A 20,473-nucleotide genomic window follows, 5' to 3' on the forward strand; every position below is an offset into this window, starting at 1 on the left:
GCCCGGGACGCAGCTCCTAAGAAAGCATGGAGTCATATAATTTAAGTTTTATTATATTTTTGTGTCTATCTCTACGGCATAAAACGCGGTTCGTAGAGGGGAAAAATTTTGTGGGAAGCCCTCAGGACTCATTCGCGGGAGCCAGAAGTTCAGGTTAGCCCCCGCGCAAGGTCGACGACTCGAACTAAGGAAAAAAAATCTTCCTTAGTTTTAAGATATCAGCCACAATCCTCGCTGATTGGAATTCGAATGCAATATCTGGGTGCTTAACTCAGGTGGTGCAGAAATAGGATAGATAAGTGATACAACTTCTTTTTGCCACCAGTCTGTTTTTAAGTGCGGCCTTATTATTTGTTATCCAGCCTATGGTAGCCAAGGCGATGTTGCCTCTCTATGGTGGTACACCGGCCGTTTGGACAGTCTGTATGTTGTTCTTCCAGGCACTATTATTGTTAGCCTACGGTTATGCCTGGTTGCTTAGTCGTTTTGCTAATTGGTGGTGTGGAAGAATACTGCATGTTGTGGTCGCTTTACTAAGTCTGATTTTTTTATTACAGCCCTTTGTTCCTTCTGAGAGTGGTTCAATACCTGAGTTTTCTATTTTAAAAGATTTAATCATTCAGCTAGGATTACCCCTGGTAGTCATTGGTGCTTCCGCACCGTTGTTACAATTTGCTTATAGTCAAACGCGGGATAAATATGCCAATGATCCGTATTTTTTGTACGTGGCCTCCAATATAGGTAGTTTGTTAGCCTTAATAAGTTATCCCTGGATAATTGAATATGCACTCGGTTTAGGACAGCAATTTCGTTACTGGCAATTTGTTTTTGTTATTTACCTGCTATTTTTGGGATTTCTATTTTTTGCTCTCCCTTATCAGCATTTAGAGTTAACACAGAAGAAAAGCAAGCTCGACTGGCAATCTATTTTTTGTTGGGTAAGCTATAGTTTTATCCCTTGTAGTTTAATGTTGGGGGTGACTTTTTATATATCGACTGATATTGCAGCTACGCCCTTACTTTGGGTATTTCCTTTAGCACTTTATTTATTGTCTTTTGTCCTGACCTTTGCCAGAAAACCACTTATTTCTCATGCCTGGGTGGTACGCTCCACCTTATTATGTGCCATTTTCCCTGTGCTTGTATTTATCTTTGGCGCTAGTTTGCTGCAAGGCTGGCAGTTAATTATTTTTCATTTAGTCAGTTTTTTTATGTTTGCTTTATTATGCCATGGTGAATTAGTAAGGATGCGGCCGCCAGCCAGTCAGTTGACAAGTTTTTATTTTTGCCTTGCTTTGGGTGGCGTATTAGCTGGTTTGTTTAATGGCTTGTTAGCACCAAGAATTTTTAATGATGCCTATGAGTATCCTTTGGTTTTCCTGCTGGCACTCCTGTGTTTGCCTCTATCTAAATCTATCCGTTTAGGTTGGATGCCCTTTGTTGTTCTTGTCCTATTAATGCTTAATTATTGTTTGCCGAATCAACCGTGGGTTTTATGGCTTAAGAAATATCACCTGGCTGAGATTCTAGCCTTAGCTTGTATTATTATTTGGCCAAAAAATAGAATCACTCTGTTTGTGGGTATGAGTATTTTATTCGTTTTTTTATTTTCCCCCTGGTTCAAACAAACAAAAATTTTAAGCCAACAACGCAATTTTTATGGTGTAAAACAAGTTGTTTCCCAGTTTGGAGCACATGTGTTAATGAGTCAGAATACGGTGCATGGTTTTCAACTGGAAGGAGCCCAAGGGCCTGGGAATGGGGCTATGGCTTATTACGGTCCCATGTTACCCGTAGTGCGACATTTACAAGAAACCTATCAGCCGTTGCGGGCTACTATCTTAGGTTTGGGAACCGGGATGATGGCTTGCCAGTTTCACAAAGGGGATCAGGTTGAGATCATTGATATTGATAAGCAAGTACTTGATATAGCAAAAAACAGCCTTTTTTTTACCTATTTACGGGATTGTCCGCCGAGGGTTTCCTTAGTAGAAGGGGATGGCCGTTTGATATTGCAGAGTAAAGATAAACTTGCAGAGCTAGTCGTTGTTGATGCTTTTTCTTCTGATGCCATTCCGACCCATTTACTAACCATAGAAGCATTCAAGCTTTACCAGCAAAAAATTACCACTGATGGGGTTATTTTGGTGAATATCAGTAATCGCCATCTGAATCTGCTGCCTGTACTGACCGCAGCCGGGCGTGCACTTGAATTGCTGGTATTGCATAAAGGGCATGCTGGCAATAATAGGTTAGGCCAATTTCAATCAGAATGGGTCTTGCTTACAGCCAACCAACCTTTGTCAATTTATTTAATGCGGAGTGACGGGTGGCGTTTTGTTGCGAAAAGAGAGAGTCAATTGTGGACCGATGATTACTCTAATTTAATCCCCTTACTAAAATGGTAACGCTGGAAGTAACTGAGAGGAATGGCATTAGAAGAAATTCTTAAGCAAGGTGTTAGTGCTTGCTTAAGAATTCATCGACTACGTATTTTGGAGGCTAATCGAGTATAAGGAAAGATGCTATAAAAATTAACCGTGAAACCTGGTTATACTTCAGCCAGGTTTCCTTTGGTTTCCAGCCAGGCTTTACGGTCGGAAGCCCGCTTTTTGGCCAGCATCATATCCATCATGGCTACGGTTGTCTCTTCATCTTCAAGCGTGAGCTGTACCAGACGTCTGGTATTGGGATCCATAGTGGTTTCACGCAATTGCATAGGGTTCATTTCACCCAAGCCTTTGAAGCGCTGAACGTTAATTTTCGCTTTCGTGGTTTGAGACAGTTGCGTGATAATGGCTTGTTTTTCCTCGTCATCCAACGCGTAATGCACTATTTTACCTGCGTCAATTCGATACAAAGGAGGCATGGCAACAAAGACATGGCCTGCCTGAACCAGTGGTTTGAAGTGGCGTAAGAAGAGTGCACAGAGGAGTGTAGCAATATGTGCCCCGTCTGAATCAGCGTCAGCAAGAATACAAAGCTTCCCATAACGCAGGCCGGCCAAATCAGTGGAACCCGGATCAACGCCAATAGCAACGGAAATATCATGAATTTCTTGTGAAGCTAATACTTCATTTGACTCTACTTCCCAGGAGTTCAGGATTTTTCCTCGTAGAGGCAGAATAGCCTGAAAATCTTTGTTACGGGCTTGTTTAGCTGAACCACCTGCTGAATCACCTTCAACCAGGAATAATTCCGCCTGGCTTAAATCTTGTTGCAGACAATCGGCTAGTTTTCCTGGTAAGGCAGGGCCCTGGTTGACGCGCTTGCGGGCAACTTGCTTGGCTTGACGTAGACGTTTTTGAGCGCGCTCAATTGCAAAAGCCGCAATCATTTCTCCCTGACTACGATGCTGGTTAAGCCACAGAGAAAAAGCATCTTTTACCACGTTACTGACAAAGGCCGCTGTTTGTCTGGAACTTAAACGTTCCTTTGTTTGACCGGCGAACTGCGGTTCTTTCATTTTCACTGATAGTACATATTGGCAGGGTTCCCAGAGATCGTCTGCGGTTAATTTCACCCCGCGTGGCAACAAATTACGTAATTCACAAAATGCAGCCAGGGCATCATACAGGCCTGCTCGAAGGCCATTAACGTGGGTACCACCTTGTGCGGTAGGAATAAGATTCACATAACTTTCATTTAAATTACTGTTGCCAGATGTGGCTGACCAGACCAAAGCCCAATCCACGGTTGCTTCTTCACTGGCAAATTCACCGGTAAAGGGCTCGTCGGGGAAGTAATCATTGTTTAAGGATTGTAATAGATAATCTGCCAGGCCTTTCTCATAACACCAATGAGTTTGTTCATTCGTGGCCATATTATTGAAGGTCATGGACAAGCCTGGGCAAAGAACCGCTTTGGCACGCAGAACATGAGTAAGTTGTTTAACAGAGATTTTTGTTGTATCAAAATAGTGAGCATTGGGCCAGAAACGGATAATCGTTCCCGTATCTCGTTTTTTGGTTACGCCAAGTTCATTAAGTTCTTCTAACTTGTCGCCATTGGCAAAGCACATACCATAAATAATGCCGTTGCGCTTAATGATAACTTCCACCCGCTCAGATAGGGCATTAACTACAGAGACCCCTACACCATGTAATCCACCAGAAAAGCTGTAATTTTTATCGGAAAATTTACCACCAGCATGCAGACGAGTCATAATGACTTCGACACCACTTAAGCCTAATTGCGGGTGTAAATCAACTGGCATACCACGTCCATTATCTTCCACTTCGATCGAGCCATCTTCATGCAACGTGACGATGATTTGATTGGCAAAGCCAGCAATTACTTCATCGACGCTATTGTCGATCACTTCTTGTGCTAAATGATTGGGTCTGGTTGTGTCAGTGTACATGCCAGGTCGGCGTTGTACCGGTTCAAGGCCGCTTAACACCTCTATTGCTTCAGCTGTGTAATTTTCAGACATGGGTAATCACTTATTTGTAAAAAATACCTTTAGTTTAACACGAAAAACGGTGTTTCGTTTAAGTATATATTAAATTCAATTTGGTTTTTTATTGCTCAACTATGATGGGGGGAAATTTATCAGCATAATTTAAGGGTTTTTTAGCTATAGTAGCCGCTGTTTGTAGGGCTGTTTTGATAAAAGCGTTTGCTAATTCATCATCACCTTGAGCAGCAATAGGGAGACCTTCATCGCATTGACTACGAATACGACTGTCGAGAGGCAGCTGCCCTAATAACGTTGTTTGGAAGTTTTCACTCAGTTTTTGTCCACCACCCGTCCCAAAAATGGCTTCCTGATGACCACATTGACTGCAGATATGTAAAGACATATTTTCCACCAGGCCAAGAACGTCAATGCCGGTTTTAGCAAACATTTTTATGGCTTTTTGTGCGTCGAGAGTAGCCACATTCTGTGGGGTTGTTACTACAACTGCGCCGGTTAAAGGTATTTTTTGCACCAAACTTAATTGAATATCGCCGGTTCCGGGAGGTAAATCGATAAATAAATAATCCAATTCGTCCCAGAGAGTAATATCCAGCATTTGTAACAGTGATTTTGCCAGCATTGGACCACGCCAGATCAGGGCCTGCTCATTATCGGTGAGATAGCCAATGGACATAGCCTGTATACCGTGTGCAGATGCCGGTAAATAATGGTCGCCACTGATTTCTACGGGTTTGGCTTTCCCCAGCATTAAGGGAATACTGGGCCCATAAATATCAGCATCAAGAACACCGACTCTCGCTCCGGCGCGAGCCAAAGCAACTGCCAGATTGACGGTGACTGTTGATTTTCCTACACCACCTTTGCCTGAGGCAACAGCAATGGTGTTCTTAACCCCACGTAATCCTTTACCCGCTAATTGAGTACGATGAGCTCTAACAAAGAAATCCATTGCGATCCGAATTTGATAATTTGGCAAGGCTTGTTGCAAGAGTTCGCTAAGGTGAGGTATGAGGCTGCTTTCTAACAATTTGGTTGGGAAACCTGCTTCCAAGGTTAAATCAATTCGATTATTTTCTATAGCCAGCTTGGGTTGTATACCTAATTGAGGTATTGTCAAACCAAGGGTCTTGTCAGAGGTAGTTGCCAGGATATCAACTATGATTTTTTCTACATTCATCGCCGTTTAACCCACTTTTTATGGAGTTGGCATGATAGCCTACGATTTCAAGTTCGGGAAGCTCATTAGTCAATAGACATTGTCTATAATTCCTTAAGTATTCATATCGATGGTAATACTTGTAGATGGCATGTTCTCAAGATCGTTCATTAAGGTTTTTAATAAATTTTGAGTCGTTGTATCTAATCCAAAGAGGCGGGTAGTCAACCCTCTGCTGCTTTTAAATGTTCTCAGGTTCGTTTGAATCAGCTCAATGCCTTCCTGTGGGGATTTTGCTTTTAGATCTTGCAATAATTTTTCCAGACTTTCTGCTTTCTTTGTTGTTGCGTCTTTATGAAATACACTTTTATGAGCTTCTGTGTATAATTTATCCGCATACTCATACACTGTTTTGTAAGTGTTCAAGTTAGCTATTTCAGATTGATATTTTTTCGTAAGAACCCATCCATCTATAATGTCTTGGCGTAATTCTTCGCTTGCAAAAAAATCAAAGCGATTAGGGTTCCATAACATCGTGGGTTTAAAACCATTCCTAATTAATTCTCTATTTAGAACAAGCATCACCAAAGTTCGACAATTGCCGTCAATAAAAGGATGTAGCCGTTCTATTTTTTGAACTAATTCAATAATGACATCCAATTTGTTTTGATCACTGGACACATGCCTTAGTTTTTTTTCGTATTGAAGAAGATAGCATGTAATTTTCTCCTCAATGACTTTATGAGTCATGCCGGGCGAAACGAACTTACATTTTGTATTTTTTATTTTATCTTCTAGAAAATCTAAAATCTCTTCCAGAGCTTGTTTCTTATCCAGTTTTTTTTCATATTGTGATAGGGCTTCCTTTAGTACATCGACGCTGTTATTACTCAAGATCTCAAATCTGTTCTCATTGCCATTGGCAAGTACTTCTTGTAAAAATTCTCGCAACCCCTCTCTTGAAACATTCGCTTCGTCGCCATCAGTGGTATTTAGTTTTAACCAAAAACCACTCAAGTCATTCGATCGAAAACGATCAAAGCGATCGAATTCTTCTAAGTTTGTTTTGCTTACGCCTTCTAAAGCAGCTCGATATAATTGCAAGATGAGTTGGGGGGTGAGCTTCTTGTGCAAGGTGTCATTCAGTAACTGATGTGCCTTAAGCATGGCAGCCATATAACCTGGTTCTTCCACATCAAATAACAGAGACCCTTTTTGTTTGCCATCTTTGGTAACTTGCCGATAATAGTCAATATAAAATCGCCATATTTCATCAGCGAATATTTTAGCGTATTCATAATTCGCACTTGCTCTAGGCATTTTACAACCTCAGCTTCATGGTTCTCCTTATTATAGTTCATCGCGTTTATTGCTCTAATTGCTAGCAATGACAGGTGATTTTAAACGGATTACTCAGCAAGGTACTGTATCCGGAGAGCAGGTCTTGTCCTATGCAAACAAGCAAATCTAGCATTCAATTTGATCCAATAGCTCAATCTGTTCATTAAGATTTATAATCTGATTCTGCCAATACACAGGCGTATTAAACCATGGAAAACTTAAAGGGAATGCCGGATCAGCCCAGCGTTTTGCGAGCCATCCTGGATAATGCAGCATGCGTAATGTGCGTAATACTTCGATTAGATGACGTTCACGCGGGTTAAAATCATGAAACTCACAATAACCCTGTAAAATCTTTGTCAGTTGCATATCCATTTGCTGTGGCTCACCTGAAAGCAACATCCAAATATCCTGTATAGCAGGACCCATGAGGCAATCGTCAAAGTCCACAATATGAGGCCCAGATTCGCTCCATAATACATTTCCTGCATGGCAATCACCATGCAAGCGTATTTGATCAACTTGACCTATGTTTTTAAATATCTGATTGATTTTCTGTAGGGCTGTTTCGACTGTGTTACAAAAATTAGGTTTTAAATAATCCGGAATAAAGTCTTGTTCAATGAGAAATTCATAGGGATCATGGCCGTAACTTTGAAGAGTTAATTGGATGCGATGCCGAAATCTTTGACACGCCCCGACTCGATGTAATCGCCCTAAAAAGCGCCCCATCCATTCTAATTGCTCGCTATTATCCAATTCTAGTGCGCGACCGCCACGTTTGGGAAAGAGTGCAAATTTGAAATCATCATAATGGTGTAAGGTGTGATTATTTATAATTAAGGGAGCAACGATGGGAATTTCATGTTCTGCTAATTCAAGTGCAAACTGGTGCTCCTCTAAAATAGCTGCCGAACTCCAGCGATGAGGTCTATAAAACTTGGCGATGAGAGGTTCAGCATCTTCTATCCCTATTTGATAAACGCGGTTTTCGTAGCTATTGAGTGCGAGTAGGCTGCCCGTGCAAATAAAACCCAGGGTTTCTATTGCATCTAAAATGACATTGGGATCAAGTCGCTCATAAGGTGTTTGATTCTCGTGATTCAAATGGGGATCCTGAGGGTAAGTAGGTGAGTGCATTATACCGATTGTTTGTAGCAAGCGTAGGTTAATATTATAGAAGAGCAAAAATCGCATGGTGGGCTGACCCGATTGGTGGAGGATGGTCCGTCAATATTGCTCAAAACCAGAGGCATAAAATCCCCTAAAATCCAAATAGAGACTGTTTATTTATTGTCGATAAAAAAGCACTCATGCCATTGAAATATGCAATAGAGATGAAACTGTTAGGGAAGATCCGATTGCTAATTGAATGGCTTTATTAATAAACTCTAACTTCGAATTATCCATTTCATTGCTCCAGGAAGATAAGCATATGCGTAAAATAACAACACTCCTGTTTTGCCTCTTATATTCGTTTTCTCTTTATGCTTCTTGGGAGCCTCGTATTGAACAAGTAAAGCACAATTTTGTTCCTGAATTGAGTAACCAGGTATTTCGTGATCAAATTATTAAATTGATTCGGGCATCAGCAATCGCGCAAAACACTGCACAATCTAAACTGAATGATTTGGATGCTACATGGAGTAACCCTTACCAAAAAATGGATTGGAGTGTAAAAATCACTGTCTACCATCAAGGAAAACCGGTGGGTAAGGGGTGTGCCAATGGAGCGCGGTTAACGGATACTTTAAAAAAAGCGACGGCTTTGGCGCTGGATCTCCACGCTGCTGATCAATTAACACCAGAACAGCTTAAGCAATACCGTTTTAAAGTTGATTTTGATTATTATCCAGCGAAAATTTATTCCTTTATCGAATACAATGAGCAGGGACTCGAGTTGGTTGGCAGCCGTGTTGCAGTTAGAAGGGTAGATACCAAAGCAGTTGCGCAGCAAATAAAAAACAGTGAACATTATTTGTTAGAAACGATGCATCCGCAATTGCATGGGTTCTTTAAGTTTTATGATGCACGTGACGACAAACAAGAAAGTTTATTACGAACTATTTATTCCTCATCCAGTTTATATACGCTATTGAAACTTTATGCTTTAAACAGAAATCCACAGCTACAGCAGAAATTTAAATCCATCGCCGATTTTATTCTATCAAATCAGGTAACGGAGGGGCCTAATGCTGGTGGTTTTTATTATGGTTTTGATCCCAATACAAATCAGAAAACCTGTGTAGTTGTAGTGGGAACGACTTCGAAAACCATTTTTACTTTGTTAGAACTTGCCCGGCTCTACAAGGATGACCCGAAGTATTTACAGTCAGCCAGAAAAGCAGGGGATTGGTTGTTGACGATGGTAGAGCAGGATGGCAGGGTAAAACCTATTGCTCGCTGTGATCACGGAGGTTGGCAATATAATGAAAAGCAATCATTTCTGTATTCTGGGCAAGTCTTATCTGCGTTATCGAGACTTTACGCAGTGACACAAGATAAACGTTACTATGAGGGAGCAGCCAGGATTGCCAATCGTTTTGTCGATTTGGTGAATACACAAGGCCCTTTAGTCGGTGATAATTATCGCCCGGCAAATTCTATCTCTACAAGTTGGGTGATGATGTCTTTGATTGATTTTGCCAAGATAGATAATGCCCCTGTTTACCGGGATACGATCCAACGTGTTGGCAGCAAAATTCTATCTCGCCAGATTATTAATAGGGATGATCTCTATAATAACGGCCGCTATCTCGATGCTATGTCGGCGAGTGGTAATGGCTGGATTAATGAAGTCATGGGTGTGTTTTACGAATTTTGTAACGCAAACCATTTGGCGAATTGCCAACAGTATAAACAGGCTATTATTTTATCAAGTCGTTGGTTATTGCAAAATGCGTACACCAAGGAAAACACTTACAATGTCAAAAATCCTGCCCGAGCGATAGGAGGCTTTATTACCAACTTTAGAACACAAACAGTTCGTACTGATGCGGTTTGTCACGGGGTTAATAGCCTAATCAGCTTATTGGCAATTGTAGGGCCGCAAGAGCAGGTTTTACTGGAATTGCCTGAGCGGCCGTTGTCGGAAGTGTTGCCTTTATTGCGTAATGGCAATGGATTTATGTAACTACGGAATTATTGATCCGGTGGCGCGAGTCAGTATTCACGCGGTATGTTAGGATAAAAACGGAGGCCGCTTTAATAAAGCGGCTCCTGCTGTAAAAATTCATTGACATTGTGTTTGACGACTTCCTTAAAGCAATTAGTCTGTGCAAACACGTTTCTTTGCCGTTCAGAACTGGTGCCACGAGTTAAAATGGTTTGCAAGGTTGAAAAATAATGCTGGTAATTAAGTTGTTTAATATAAGGTTGTAGTTTTTCAACCCATTCTTCCAAGTCATTTCTCATTAACTTTATTTTGCCATCGGTGTTCATGACCAACTCGGCATCCAAACCATATCGAATAGCTCGCCATTTATTTTCCCGTGATAGCCAGTAGGGTGGATAGGCCACTGATTCAAGCCAACTGCCATTATCACTAAACCAGTGAGCGAGAGTATGGATAAAGGCAACAATTGCAAGCGTTTCAGACAGCGTGGCTGCGCCATCGCAAACTCGAATTTCCAGTGTGCCAAAACCAGGACTTGGTCGCAGATCCCACCATAAATCTTTCAGTGATTTTATCGATCCACAGGATTTTAGTGTCTTGTAAAGATGTTCGAAATCTTGCCATTTTCGCACCTGATAAGGTTGTCCAGCCGTTGGTAATGATTCATAAGTAGTCGGTCGGCAAGATGATAATCCGGTATCAATCCCTTGCCAAAAAGGGGAGCTTGAAGATAGTGCCAGCAAATGAGGTAAAAAATACATAAAAAAATTATTAAAACGAATGCAATCTTCGCCACTGGACATACCCAAATGGACGTGTAAACCAAAAACACTCATGCGGCGGGTAAGCCACTGGTTGCGATCGATTAACTCTTGATAGCGAGCAGTCGGAGAAATTATCCAGTCGGAATATTTGGAAAAAGGATGGGAGCCTGTGGTTGCAAGCAACAGGTTTAGTTCTTTTGTGACAGTTTGTAAGTCAGTTAATGTTTGGTAGAGATCCTCTTCAACGTGCTGTACGGAATGGCATTTATCCGTGTTAATTTCGATGGTGCTTAGATAAAATTCCGGTTTCACTTTTTCTAGAGGTGTAGTGGCTTCTAATAGCTCTTCTGCACGTGAGCATAAATTATAATCAGTGGCGTCAATGAGTTGTAATTCAACTTCTACTCCTAAAGTAAGAATACCATTGCTGCGAAAATAAATTTCGTTTTCTTCCGACGAGGCTAATGTGGTTGGTGAAGCAGGAATTTCGAATTCGGGAAATGTTAATAAGGATTCATAGCGTTGATTTTTCATCAGTTAATCCTTCTTTTTATTATTATTAATTATTTTGATTTAAAACAACCAGGTATCATGAATTTTTCAATTCAGATTTGTTAGGGACAACTAGTCTGTCCTTACTATATTTACAAAGGCTCCTACAGTTGTATGGAATAGTTGAGTACAATAGATGTTCTATTAAAAATCTATAACTGTTGAAATAATTGGTACACAAACTATTTTTTCATACTAATAGTTTAGGCGACTCATTTCAACCCTGGGCGAGTTAGAAGACTTATTCATGAACAATTTTGATAATAATGCATTAGAAAAAATTCAGGTCGATGCACAATCTGAGCAGCGATCAAAAATGATCATGCTTGCCTTGCGTAAAGTGATGCAACAGATGGATCATCACTCCAGACGTTTAAATAAATGTTATGGGCTTACTGTACCTCAAATTATATGTTTGTATGAGATTTATGAAACAGGCATCATGACGCTTTCAGTTCTGTCAAAGCGAGTTTATTTATCTACCAGTACTTTGGTGGGTGTTATCGATCGCCTGGAAGAAAAGGGTTTTGTTAATCGCACCAGAGATTCGAAGGATCGCCGTATTATTTTTATCGACATCACCAATAAAGGAAAAGAATTTGTTTGTTCTTCCCCCTATCTTCTCCATAATCGCTTGAATGAAAATTTACAGACTTTAGCCAAGGAGGAGCAAATAGCACTGGCTAATTCTGTGGATTTATTAGTTAATATATTGAAAGAATAATAAGTATGGACTTAGGCTAGGGTAATCAAAATCCATCTCATCTCTTTACTGAATAAACAGCATTGGTTAACTTAAAGAAGCGATGTAAACTAATGACTCAAATTGATTTGCAGATAATGGTTCACTAAATAGAAATCCTTGTCCATAATGACATCCATTGTCTATAAGGAATTTTAATTGACTCTCTGTGGTGATTCCTTCAGCGATGATTTTTTTTTGTAGTTTTTTTGCCAGCTGGATAATTACTTCAATAATGATTGCAGAATTACTTTCATTCTCAATATTCATAACAAATGATTTATCAATCTTTAAGGTGCTAATCGGTAAGTTTTTCAAACGGGTTAACGAGGAATGCCCTGTGCCAAAATCATCAAGAGCCAAGTTGAGGCCATTTTTCTCTAAAGCGATTATATTTTTTTCAACACCCACTCGATTTTCTAATAAAGCAGTTTCGGTCAATTCCAAAGTGAGTATATTTGGATTAATGTGATGTTTTCTTAAAGTAGACTTTATTTGCCGTATAAAATTGGAATTGGACAATTGAGCCGGAGATAAGTTGATCGAAAATTGCAGGGGCTTTTGATATTTATCATTCCAAATTTCAATTTGCTTACAAGCATTTTCTAATACCCAGTTACCTAGAGGAATCATCATTCCCAATTTTTCTGCAATACTAATAAAGTCTTGAGGGATAATTTTTCCCAAGAGCTTATTTTTCCAACGCAAAAGCACTTCACCACCAATGACTTGCCTGGTCAGTAAATGATAGATAGGTTGATAGCTTAGATAGAATTCATTTTTCTTAAGGGCAGCGCGTAACTGAGTTGCTATATCCAACTCATGTGAATATATTTTTGATAAATTTTTTGTATAGAATGTATAGGTATTTTTACCTGATGTTTTAGCGCGATACATCGCAGTATCAGCATTTTTTAATAAATCATGATACGTAGTGCCATCTGATGGATAGATAGCAATACCAATACTGGCTCCAGTATAAAGTAGTTTGCCCTTAATACGGAATGGTTTATTCAAGATAGTAATTAATTTGTGTGCTACCAGATTAGCATCATTTTGTGAATTAATTTCTGTAAGGATGATCCCAAATTCGTCGCCACCTAATCGGGCACAATAATCACTCATTCGTATGGATTTTTTTAAGCGCATGGAAACTGCTTTAATTAACGCATCTCCCACATCATGTCCTATCGAATCATTAACGGATTTAAAGTTGTCTAAGTCTAAATATAAAAGAGTAAATTTATGATTATAGCGTTTAGCATTTTCTATCATTTTATTGGTGGTTTCTTCAAACGCCCGCCTATTCAGTAAAAAAGTGAGAGGATCGTAGGTGGATAGCTGTTCAAATTTCTCTTTCTGTTGTTGTAATTCTTTTTGACTTTCAAGCGCGAAATCATAACTAGAAAGATAACTTAATATCAATGCGAAAAAGGGGATTAAATAGATTAATAATTGTATTAATAGCGCACTAAGATAAACGGTATCATAAATATGCGTTGAACCAAAGATCATATAGCAAGATATAACAATTTGAGCGACCGCAATATAAAAAATAGAATGAGTTAATATGGAGAATTTTTTCTTAATTAGCCGGGGATAAATAGCGAATATCAAATACACGTATAGACATAAATTGATTATACCAAATGGGTGTATAATGGTGTTTTCTGAATAGACAATTTGAGGCAGTTTTTCTACTTTTTTAAGCCAATGCATACAGTAATAATTACTGGCAAGAATAAATAGGCTTGTTAAAATTAATAAACTTAATACTAAATACCGTTGCTTTAATTTTTTTAGTAAGCAACCGCTTAAGCCAACTATTAACAGTATTCCCGCGAAAATAGTTGACAGAACCCAAACATAGGCATGTAAATTTTCAACGCTTTTACTTAATGGGGATGCCCATTCGTTAGCCAGGGTAAATGCAGTATTGAAGTAGGCTGCAAATAAATAAGCGAAGCCTAGACTGAGCGCTACATTATCTTTTGTTAATTTATAATGGGTGAATGCAAGTAAGGTGATTATGGTCGCAATAATTGAAATAGACCAATAATAGAGAGCATGATAAATAATGATTGATTTACTCGACCAGTCAGGAACTGCTAATTTAAAGCCAAATAGTATCCCCAATGTCGGTAATATAATCACCATTACAATAAAGATTACAAACAGTTTAGGCATTGTTATTAATATGCCATTGCTATATGAATTCTTAGTCATCCAATAACTCGAATATATCCATACCTACGTGTTTATCAAATTATTAAAATGATATTTAAATATAGATAATACTGCTATCTAAAACAACGCCTATTACACCGGCAATCATTTTTTAGTCAGATATGTATAATATTTGATTAGTCGGGGGCTATCCTTTCCCTTTCTCGTATTCATAGATTTTCCAGATGCTAATTTGATGTGGAAGCACGGCTTACTCAGTAGATGACAGGGCTAAGTGGCCAGTATAGTCCCATTGTACCCAATGACCGCTAGCCAGGTAATAGAGCCCACATTTAATCGGTTCGCTTCTTAGTGCGGCCAAAAGACGAGCATACTCATTCACTTGTTGTTGGTGATTTTTTTGGGCTTCTATTTGTTCACTGCCAGTTTTGAAATCAATGATCCAACGACATCCTTGAGCGATAAAGGTTCTGTCAATAATTCTGGTGCTAACCGTTCCTTGCTCGCTAACCAGTAATTCGTATTCATTTTTTTCTTCTGCATGAGGTTGTATTAACCATTGGCCAATTGGATCTTTAAACAAATGGGCTATTTGTTGTTGTAGCATTGCATAAACGCTGTCTTGTTCTGTCTTATCCAAACCTAGACTTTTAAGTTGATTCATGACAAGTGGCCAAGGTAGATTTTCACTGGTGCCGGGGTGGTGATCACAAATCCATTGCAACAATTCATGCGCCACTATTCCCAGTTGGCGTGCATTACTATCTGCTGGCAAAAGAGTCGTTGCCGGTGTTTTGGAGAAAGACATCGACGGTAAGTCCGCATAGAAGGATAAAGGCAGTCGATAAAGTTCGGGTAATTTTTCGGAAGGCATAATCGCTTGCAATCTTTCTTCCTGAGTAAGAAATTCTTCGTGTTTTAAAAAGCTGCGAAAAGTTCCCTGGCTTTCTTTTTCACTACTATCAAAGAGGAAAAGTCTTTTTTTAGCACGTGTCACCGCAACATAAAGTAAACGCTGTAATTCATAACTATTTTTTTCGCTATCCAGTTTACCGAGATAATCATAAAGTAAGCACTGTTCTCGATGCGCCGCTTTTACAGGAGAAACAAGCAATAGTTCGCCATGTTTTTTACTGGGTAATTTTAACCAGCGTAATAAAGGGTTATCTTGGTTTCTTGCTTTAGAGCTTAAGCCGGGCAAAATAACGCAATCAAATTCCAGTCCTTTGGATTTATGAATCGTCATCACATGTAAACGGGAAGGACTGGTACGTTGTGAATACAAGCGATTAAATTCGTTGTTAAAATAATCCCACTCAGGTAATTGACCGTTGGGAGTACATCGATCAATCAAGAGCCAGAATTGCTCCAGGTCGGCTTGCTCGGTGGCAGTTAAAATTTTATCACCATGGAGTTGTCGGAAAGACTGTGCTATCCAGCCAGAGAATGATTGTTGATGGCGACAAGCTAAGGCCTCTTGCAACACGGTATAAACAAAACGAGCCCGTGTACGTCCTTCTTCACTAAGGCTAACGATGTTGTCTAACTGCGACAACGCATGATAAATGGATTTTTTCTTATCAAAATTGGCTAGCAAATGAAGATCAGCCAAAGATAATCCAGCACAGGGACTTCTCAGTAATGCCAGCCAGGCTAGCCGATTCGCTGGTCTGAGCAAGGCTTGGGTTAATGACCAAAGGTCGCGGAGATGTGGAAGCCTGGCTAATAGTTCAATCTCTACACCCTGAAAGCTAATTTGTTGTTCGCGCAATAGCTGCATGATATCAGTGAGTTGGTTACGTGAGCGCACCAGAATGGCAATGTCACTGTTGGGATTGGCCTCCAATTCTGCAACAACGCATTTAATTAAAGCTTGGGCTTCTTGCTGGCGATCGGGAAATTGTTGGGCTATGACGTAGCTGTTTCCATCAGCAGGCAGAACATTTGTTGATGGATGGAAGGAAACAGCACCCGACTCCATATCATCGAGTTGGGGAAAAATAGTACGGAATTGGTGATTGACCCAATCTACCAGGGTTGCGGTAGAGCGAAAATTACAACACAATTCCAAGGGTGTTAATTGGACAGGGCCTATTCCCTGTTGTTTTGCTTTAAGAAAAAGTCCCACTTCTGCTTGGCGAAAACGGTAAATGGATTGCATGGGATCACCCACCACAAAGAGAGTTTTACCATCATCAGGCTGCCAACCGCAGACTAATTTCGTCAGCAATTGAAACTGCTGAATTGAAGTATCCTGAAATTCATCTACTAACAAATGGTGAATAGCGTTATCAAGAAAAAGTGTTAAATCTGTAGGATGTTCCTCATCACCGAGCGCAAGCAGGGCCTGCTGCGAAATGGCAGCAAAATCGACCTCATTTTGCTCACTGAAGATCAAATGTAAATGCCCGACTAATAAAGGAAGTAAAGTAAATAGCGCTTGCAAGACCTCCCATTGTTCAGGGTCATAGTGAGGGGCGGGTAAGTGTTGTACTCGTAGTAAGGCGTCAAGAAAATCAGGGGCATCTTCTAGTTGGCTGAGTATTGCCTTACTATTTTCTTTTAGATGATTATAGAGGTCATCCTCGCAAATCCCGCGTTTTAGCCCGACATGGTGATCAAAACTTTTTCTTAAATGACCTTGAGAGGTTAAAATCAATGCAGCCAGATTGGCCACCAGGGTTCTATCTAATTGCGCGAAGCTATGCCAGTTACGAAGGGAGTAGCGGGGGGAGTCCGGGTTTGTTTCAAGACTGGCGAATTGACGAACAAGCTGGCATAAATCGTCCTGGCAATGGACAGGAGTGCTTTGTTTAAAACGAGTTAACTCGTGCTGTTCAATAAAGAGAAGCATTTGCTCATAGTTTGTTCGACTCTGAGCACGGGCAGAATATAAAGGGGTTAACCATTGATCTCGGTTAGCCAATAATTCACTCAATAATTCTAAAAATTTGTCTTGACGATTATCCAAATGCTGTAACAAACATTTTAAGGGTTGGTGTAAATTGATATCACTAAGTGCATGCGCGAAGCAGGCTCTTGCCGCAGCTTGATAATGGCGCTCCGGGTATTCACTGATTTGTGCATAGGGAACTTGTTTTTCTTGCAGAGGGATTGCCTGACAGAGAGTCTGGCATAATGAATCAATAGTAATAATTCGTAAACGCCCTGGCTGTTGTAGAAGTTGCCAGCCTCGTTCTGCACAGCGATTGAGTGCTTCAGCAGCATAACTGTAGGTTTGTTGTTGGTGTGCAGAGGCAGGACAAAGACCGGAAGCAGCTTGCTGTAAAGCCAATATAATACGCTCTCGCATTTCACTGGCTGCTTTGCGCGTAAAGGTCAGAGCAACTATTTGTTCAGGCTCGTTGACGTGCCCCAATAATCTTAAATAACGTTGAGTCAGTATTTCAGTTTTACCAGAACCTGCCGGTGCTTGTACAATAAAAGACCGGCGAGGATCGGTAGCTTGTAGACGTTGTTGGCTATCCTTAAGCATGTGAGTATTAGTCCCAAATAATTTCTTGCGCTGGTGCTCTGAGATTATAGTTGGAACTCATACAATGACCATAGGCACCGGCATTGGCAATGAGTATCACATCATTTTCCCGAGTCTCTGGTAGCAATCGATCATAACCTAAGGTATCGCCTGATTCGCAGATAGGGCCAACGATATGTGCAAAACCAGTTTTTTCCTGGTGCAGGGAACTCAAATTGACAATTTCATGATAGGCACCATAAAGTGAAGGTCGCATCAGTGAATTCATACCTGTCTCAATGCCAATAAATCGGACTTTACCCTTTTCTTTGCACTGTGTTACTTTCGCGAGGAGAACGCCACTTTCAGCGACAAAGAAGCGCCCAGGTTCCAACCAAAATTTCAAATGAGCAAAACGGGTTTTCACTGCCATTAGGGAAGCATCCACGGCGGCCAAGTCTAAAGGCTGTTGTCCAGGCTTCTCAACAATGCCTAGGCCGCCCCCCAGATTAATGACAGATAAGTCTGGGAACTTCTCGGCCAATGCTGTAAGCATCAGTGCGGTCTGCTGCCAAAGTTCGGGAGTTAAAATACCGCTGCCGGAGTGAGCATGTAACCCCATGACTTTAACATGGTGTTGGGCAACCAATTCAATAACGTGAGTGAGATCATGCTGTGGTATGCCAAATTTGGATTCATTGCCGCCTGTACAAACATATTTATGATGTCCGGCTCCGCAGCCTGGATCTATACGTAATAAAATGCGTTTCTCAACGAAGAGTTCCGGCCAATTTTCCAAAGGATATAGATTATCAACGGTGACGTGACAACCTAGTGAAAGCGCGTATTCATACTCTGCTTTTGCAGCAAAATTGGGCGTAAAGAGTAGTCTTTCTTTATCGATTTGAGGAAATAATTTCAAGACATGTTTCAACTCATCTATAGAGACGCATTCAAAGCCAACTCCCTTGTTATAAAGTGTCTGCAAGATAGCGGGATGTGGGTTTGCCTTAATCGCGTAATAGAGTTGATCAATCGATTTTAAGCTTAATAATTCATCGGCTTTATTGGCCTGGGTTGGACCATGATAGACATAACAAGGCGAATTGTTTGCTGCGATTGTCAGCAATTTTTGGCGTTCCTTTTCCCACCAGGGTGTTTTTTTCAATTCGGGTTTGCCGAATTCTTCTTGCCAACTTTTTGAATAATAAAAACTTTGAGGGTTATTTTCAATCAGCAGGCTATGCAGTTTCTGGCATAATTTGTCAGCCTGTGACTCATCAACCACAAAGGTTAAATTCAAATCATTCGAAGCCAAGGACATGAGGTAAACTTGTTGCGCATCGAATACTTCAAGGGTTGGCCCCAATTGGGGTAGGACGGTACGTATATGATGGCCAACAAGACTAACCGCGCTACAGGGTTCAATCAATTTAGCGCGGCCGAAGCGATTCAAATCAGCGAGCAAAGCATCCAATGCCCGACGGTCACGTAATTTGGCATTACTATCTAACGAAAGCGTGACGTTAAATTCTGATGAAGAGAGTAGATCCACTGAAAAACCATGCGTTTTAAATGCTGCAAAGACATCAGCCAAGAAACCAACTTGTTGCCACATATTAAGCGTATCAATGGAAATTAGGATAACACTATGCTTGACCTGAATAGATTTTATGGGGGGAGCATTATCATCACTTTCTTTAGAAATCCGCGTGCCTGAATGTTCTGGCATGCGCGTGAATTTGACCACCATAGGGATTCCTGCCCGGCGTACCGGAGGTAAACAATTGGGATGCAAAACTTTTGCGCCCATCGAGGCAATTTCCTGTGCTTCATCATAATTCAATTGCTTTAATAGGCGTGCATGCGGCAATTGATGAGGATTGGCTGTATAAATCCCGGGAACATCAGTCCATATTTCACAAGCACTGGCTTGCAGGATAGCGGCCAATAAAGCGGCTGAGGTATCGGAGCCTCCACGACCAAGTAACACCGTTTCTCCTTGTGGATTCGCTGCAAAAAATCCTTGTGTAATAACAGCCGCTGCGCCACTGGCAAGCAGTTTTTTACTGAGCGCTGGATTAGCTTCGCTATTACATCTTGCCGCAAGGTAATTGACAGCATCGCCGCCGGGAATTGCTGTAGAAATTAATGCTTCACGGACATCGAACCACAGGCAATTGATTTCTCTTTGTTGCAGAAATGCATGCCCTAAACGAGTCATCATTAACTCACCCAAACTTAAAATTTGTGCCCGGGTTTTTGCCGGAGCTTCTTTAAGAAGGGCAATACCAGTCAACCATTGATGCAATTGTTCCAGCTCAGTAGTAACCAGTTCAGGAGAAACTTGCAAGGCTTGAGCTAATTCCATATGGCCGTTGCGAATCTCCGCTTCAATCGTTTGGTGCTGGTTTAATAAAGCAGCATTGATGGCTTGCTCTAGTTTATTTGAAATTTGCGTGAGGGCTGAACATACAATAACCGGCTGTACGCCATTGGCAATATGTTGTTTAGTAATGGCTGCTATATTTTCCCAGGTTTGAAGAGAAGAAACACTGGTACCGCCAAATTTCGTAACGACTTGTTGCATGATTATGTCCGTGCAAAAAAAGAACACATTAACATGGACTGATGAATAGATACAAGCAAAAGGCTGTAACAAGATGGCAATTAATTTCCAATGTGAATTTAATAATTACACCTTGGATTTATCGTGAC

The 20,473-nt window shown here is 40.6% G+C and carries 11 protein-coding genes; 3 read left to right on the top strand and 8 right to left on the bottom strand.

Annotated features, from left to right (window positions below):
• Positions 1-299 precede the first annotated feature (299 nt).
• Complete coding sequence (locus Lfee_RS02350; RefSeq protein WP_058443683.1) at positions 300-2,408, top strand: spermidine synthase; 2,109 nt, start codon at positions 300-302, stop codon at positions 2,406-2,408.
• Positions 2,409-2,551: 143 nt separating this feature from the next.
• On the opposite strand, the gene parE is transcribed toward Lfee_RS02350, so the two are convergent.
• From parE to Lfee_RS02370, 4 genes are all read right to left on the bottom strand, one after another.
• On the bottom strand, positions 2,552-4,435 hold the full coding sequence (gene parE / locus Lfee_RS02355; protein WP_058443684.1) for a DNA topoisomerase IV subunit B: 1,884 nt from the start codon (positions 4,433-4,435) through the stop codon (positions 2,552-2,554).
• Between the two features lie 88 nt (positions 4,436-4,523).
• Positions 4,524-5,600: an iron-sulfur cluster carrier protein ApbC gene (gene apbC, locus Lfee_RS02360; RefSeq protein WP_058443685.1), complete on the bottom strand. Its 1,077-nt coding sequence runs from the start codon at positions 5,598-5,600 to the stop codon at positions 4,524-4,526.
• Positions 5,601-5,693: 93 nt separating this feature from the next.
• Positions 5,694-6,899 (bottom strand): Fic family protein, encoded by a 1,206-nt coding sequence (locus tag Lfee_RS02365; RefSeq protein ID WP_058443686.1) that lies wholly within the window; start codon positions 6,897-6,899, stop codon positions 5,694-5,696.
• Between the two features lie 147 nt (positions 6,900-7,046).
• Positions 7,047-8,027 (bottom strand): serine/threonine protein kinase, encoded by a 981-nt coding sequence (locus Lfee_RS02370; protein ID WP_058443687.1) that lies wholly within the window; start codon positions 8,025-8,027, stop codon positions 7,047-7,049.
• Between the two features lie 328 nt (positions 8,028-8,355).
• On the opposite strand from Lfee_RS02370, the gene Lfee_RS17560 reads away from it, so the two are divergent.
• Positions 8,356-10,053 carry a glycoside hydrolase family 76 protein gene (locus Lfee_RS17560; protein WP_238584850.1) on the top strand — a complete coding sequence of 566 codons (1,698 nt, stop codon included), beginning with the start codon at positions 8,356-8,358 and terminating at the stop codon, positions 10,051-10,053.
• A 71-nt stretch (positions 10,054-10,124) separates the two neighbouring features.
• Here the strand turns inward: Lfee_RS17560 and Lfee_RS02380 are convergent, their stop codons facing one another.
• A complete protein-coding gene (locus tag Lfee_RS02380; protein WP_082646546.1) occupies positions 10,125-11,333 on the bottom strand; it encodes a carboxylate-amine ligase in 1,209 nt (402 codons plus the stop codon).
• A gap of 265 nt (positions 11,334-11,598) precedes the next feature.
• On the opposite strand from Lfee_RS02380, the gene Lfee_RS02385 reads away from it, so the two are divergent.
• Positions 11,599-12,075, top strand: coding sequence for a MarR family winged helix-turn-helix transcriptional regulator (locus tag Lfee_RS02385; RefSeq protein ID WP_058443689.1), 477 nt, complete (start codon positions 11,599-11,601; stop codon positions 12,073-12,075).
• 66 nt (positions 12,076-12,141) lie between these two features.
• On the opposite strand, the gene Lfee_RS02390 is transcribed toward Lfee_RS02385, so the two are convergent.
• The 3 genes from Lfee_RS02390 to Lfee_RS02400 all read right to left on the bottom strand — a co-directional run bounded on the left by Lfee_RS02390 (position 12,142) and on the right by Lfee_RS02400 (position 20,345).
• On the bottom strand, positions 12,142-14,319 hold the full coding sequence (locus Lfee_RS02390) for a putative bifunctional diguanylate cyclase/phosphodiesterase (RefSeq protein ID WP_082646547.1): 2,178 nt from the start codon (positions 14,317-14,319) through the stop codon (positions 12,142-12,144).
• 211 nt (positions 14,320-14,530) lie between these two features.
• On the bottom strand, positions 14,531-17,776 hold the full coding sequence (locus Lfee_RS02395) for a UvrD-helicase domain-containing protein (RefSeq protein WP_058443691.1): 3,246 nt from the start codon (positions 17,774-17,776) through the stop codon (positions 14,531-14,533).
• A 7-nt stretch (positions 17,777-17,783) separates the two neighbouring features.
• Positions 17,784-20,345, bottom strand: a complete 2,562-nt coding sequence (locus tag Lfee_RS02400) for a bifunctional aspartate kinase/diaminopimelate decarboxylase (RefSeq protein ID WP_058443692.1) — start codon at positions 20,343-20,345, stop codon at positions 17,784-17,786.
• Between the last annotated feature and the right edge of the window lie 128 nt (positions 20,346-20,473).

Source organism: Legionella feeleii, assembly GCF_001467625.1.
GTDB classification, from domain to species: Bacteria; Pseudomonadota; Gammaproteobacteria; order Legionellales; family Legionellaceae; genus Tatlockia; species Tatlockia feeleii.

Excerpts from the sequence above, each read along its gene's own strand:
- parE (WP_058443684.1), bottom strand. The coding sequence starts at position 4,435 with ATGTCTGAAAATTACACAGCTGAAGCAATAGAGGTGTTAAGCGGCCTT.
- apbC (WP_058443685.1), bottom strand. The coding sequence starts at position 5,600 with ATGAATGTAGAAAAAATCATAGTTGATATCCTGGCAACTACCTCTGAC.
- Lfee_RS02365 (WP_058443686.1), bottom strand. The coding sequence starts at position 6,899 with ATGCCTAGAGCAAGTGCGAATTATGAATACGCTAAAATATTCGCTGAT.
- Lfee_RS17560 (WP_238584850.1), top strand. The coding sequence starts at position 8,356 with ATGCGTAAAATAACAACACTCCTGTTTTGCCTCTTATATTCGTTTTCT.
- Lfee_RS02380 (WP_082646546.1), bottom strand. The coding sequence starts at position 11,333 with ATGAAAAATCAACGCTATGAATCCTTATTAACATTTCCCGAATTCGAA.
- Lfee_RS02385 (WP_058443689.1), top strand. The coding sequence starts at position 11,599 with ATGAACAATTTTGATAATAATGCATTAGAAAAAATTCAGGTCGATGCA.
- Lfee_RS02390 (WP_082646547.1), bottom strand. The coding sequence starts at position 14,319 with ATGACTAAGAATTCATATAGCAATGGCATATTAATAACAATGCCTAAA.
- Lfee_RS02395 (WP_058443691.1), bottom strand. The coding sequence starts at position 17,776 with ATGCTTAAGGATAGCCAACAACGTCTACAAGCTACCGATCCTCGCCGG.
- Lfee_RS02400 (WP_058443692.1), bottom strand. The coding sequence starts at position 20,345 with ATGCAACAAGTCGTTACGAAATTTGGCGGTACCAGTGTTTCTTCTCTT.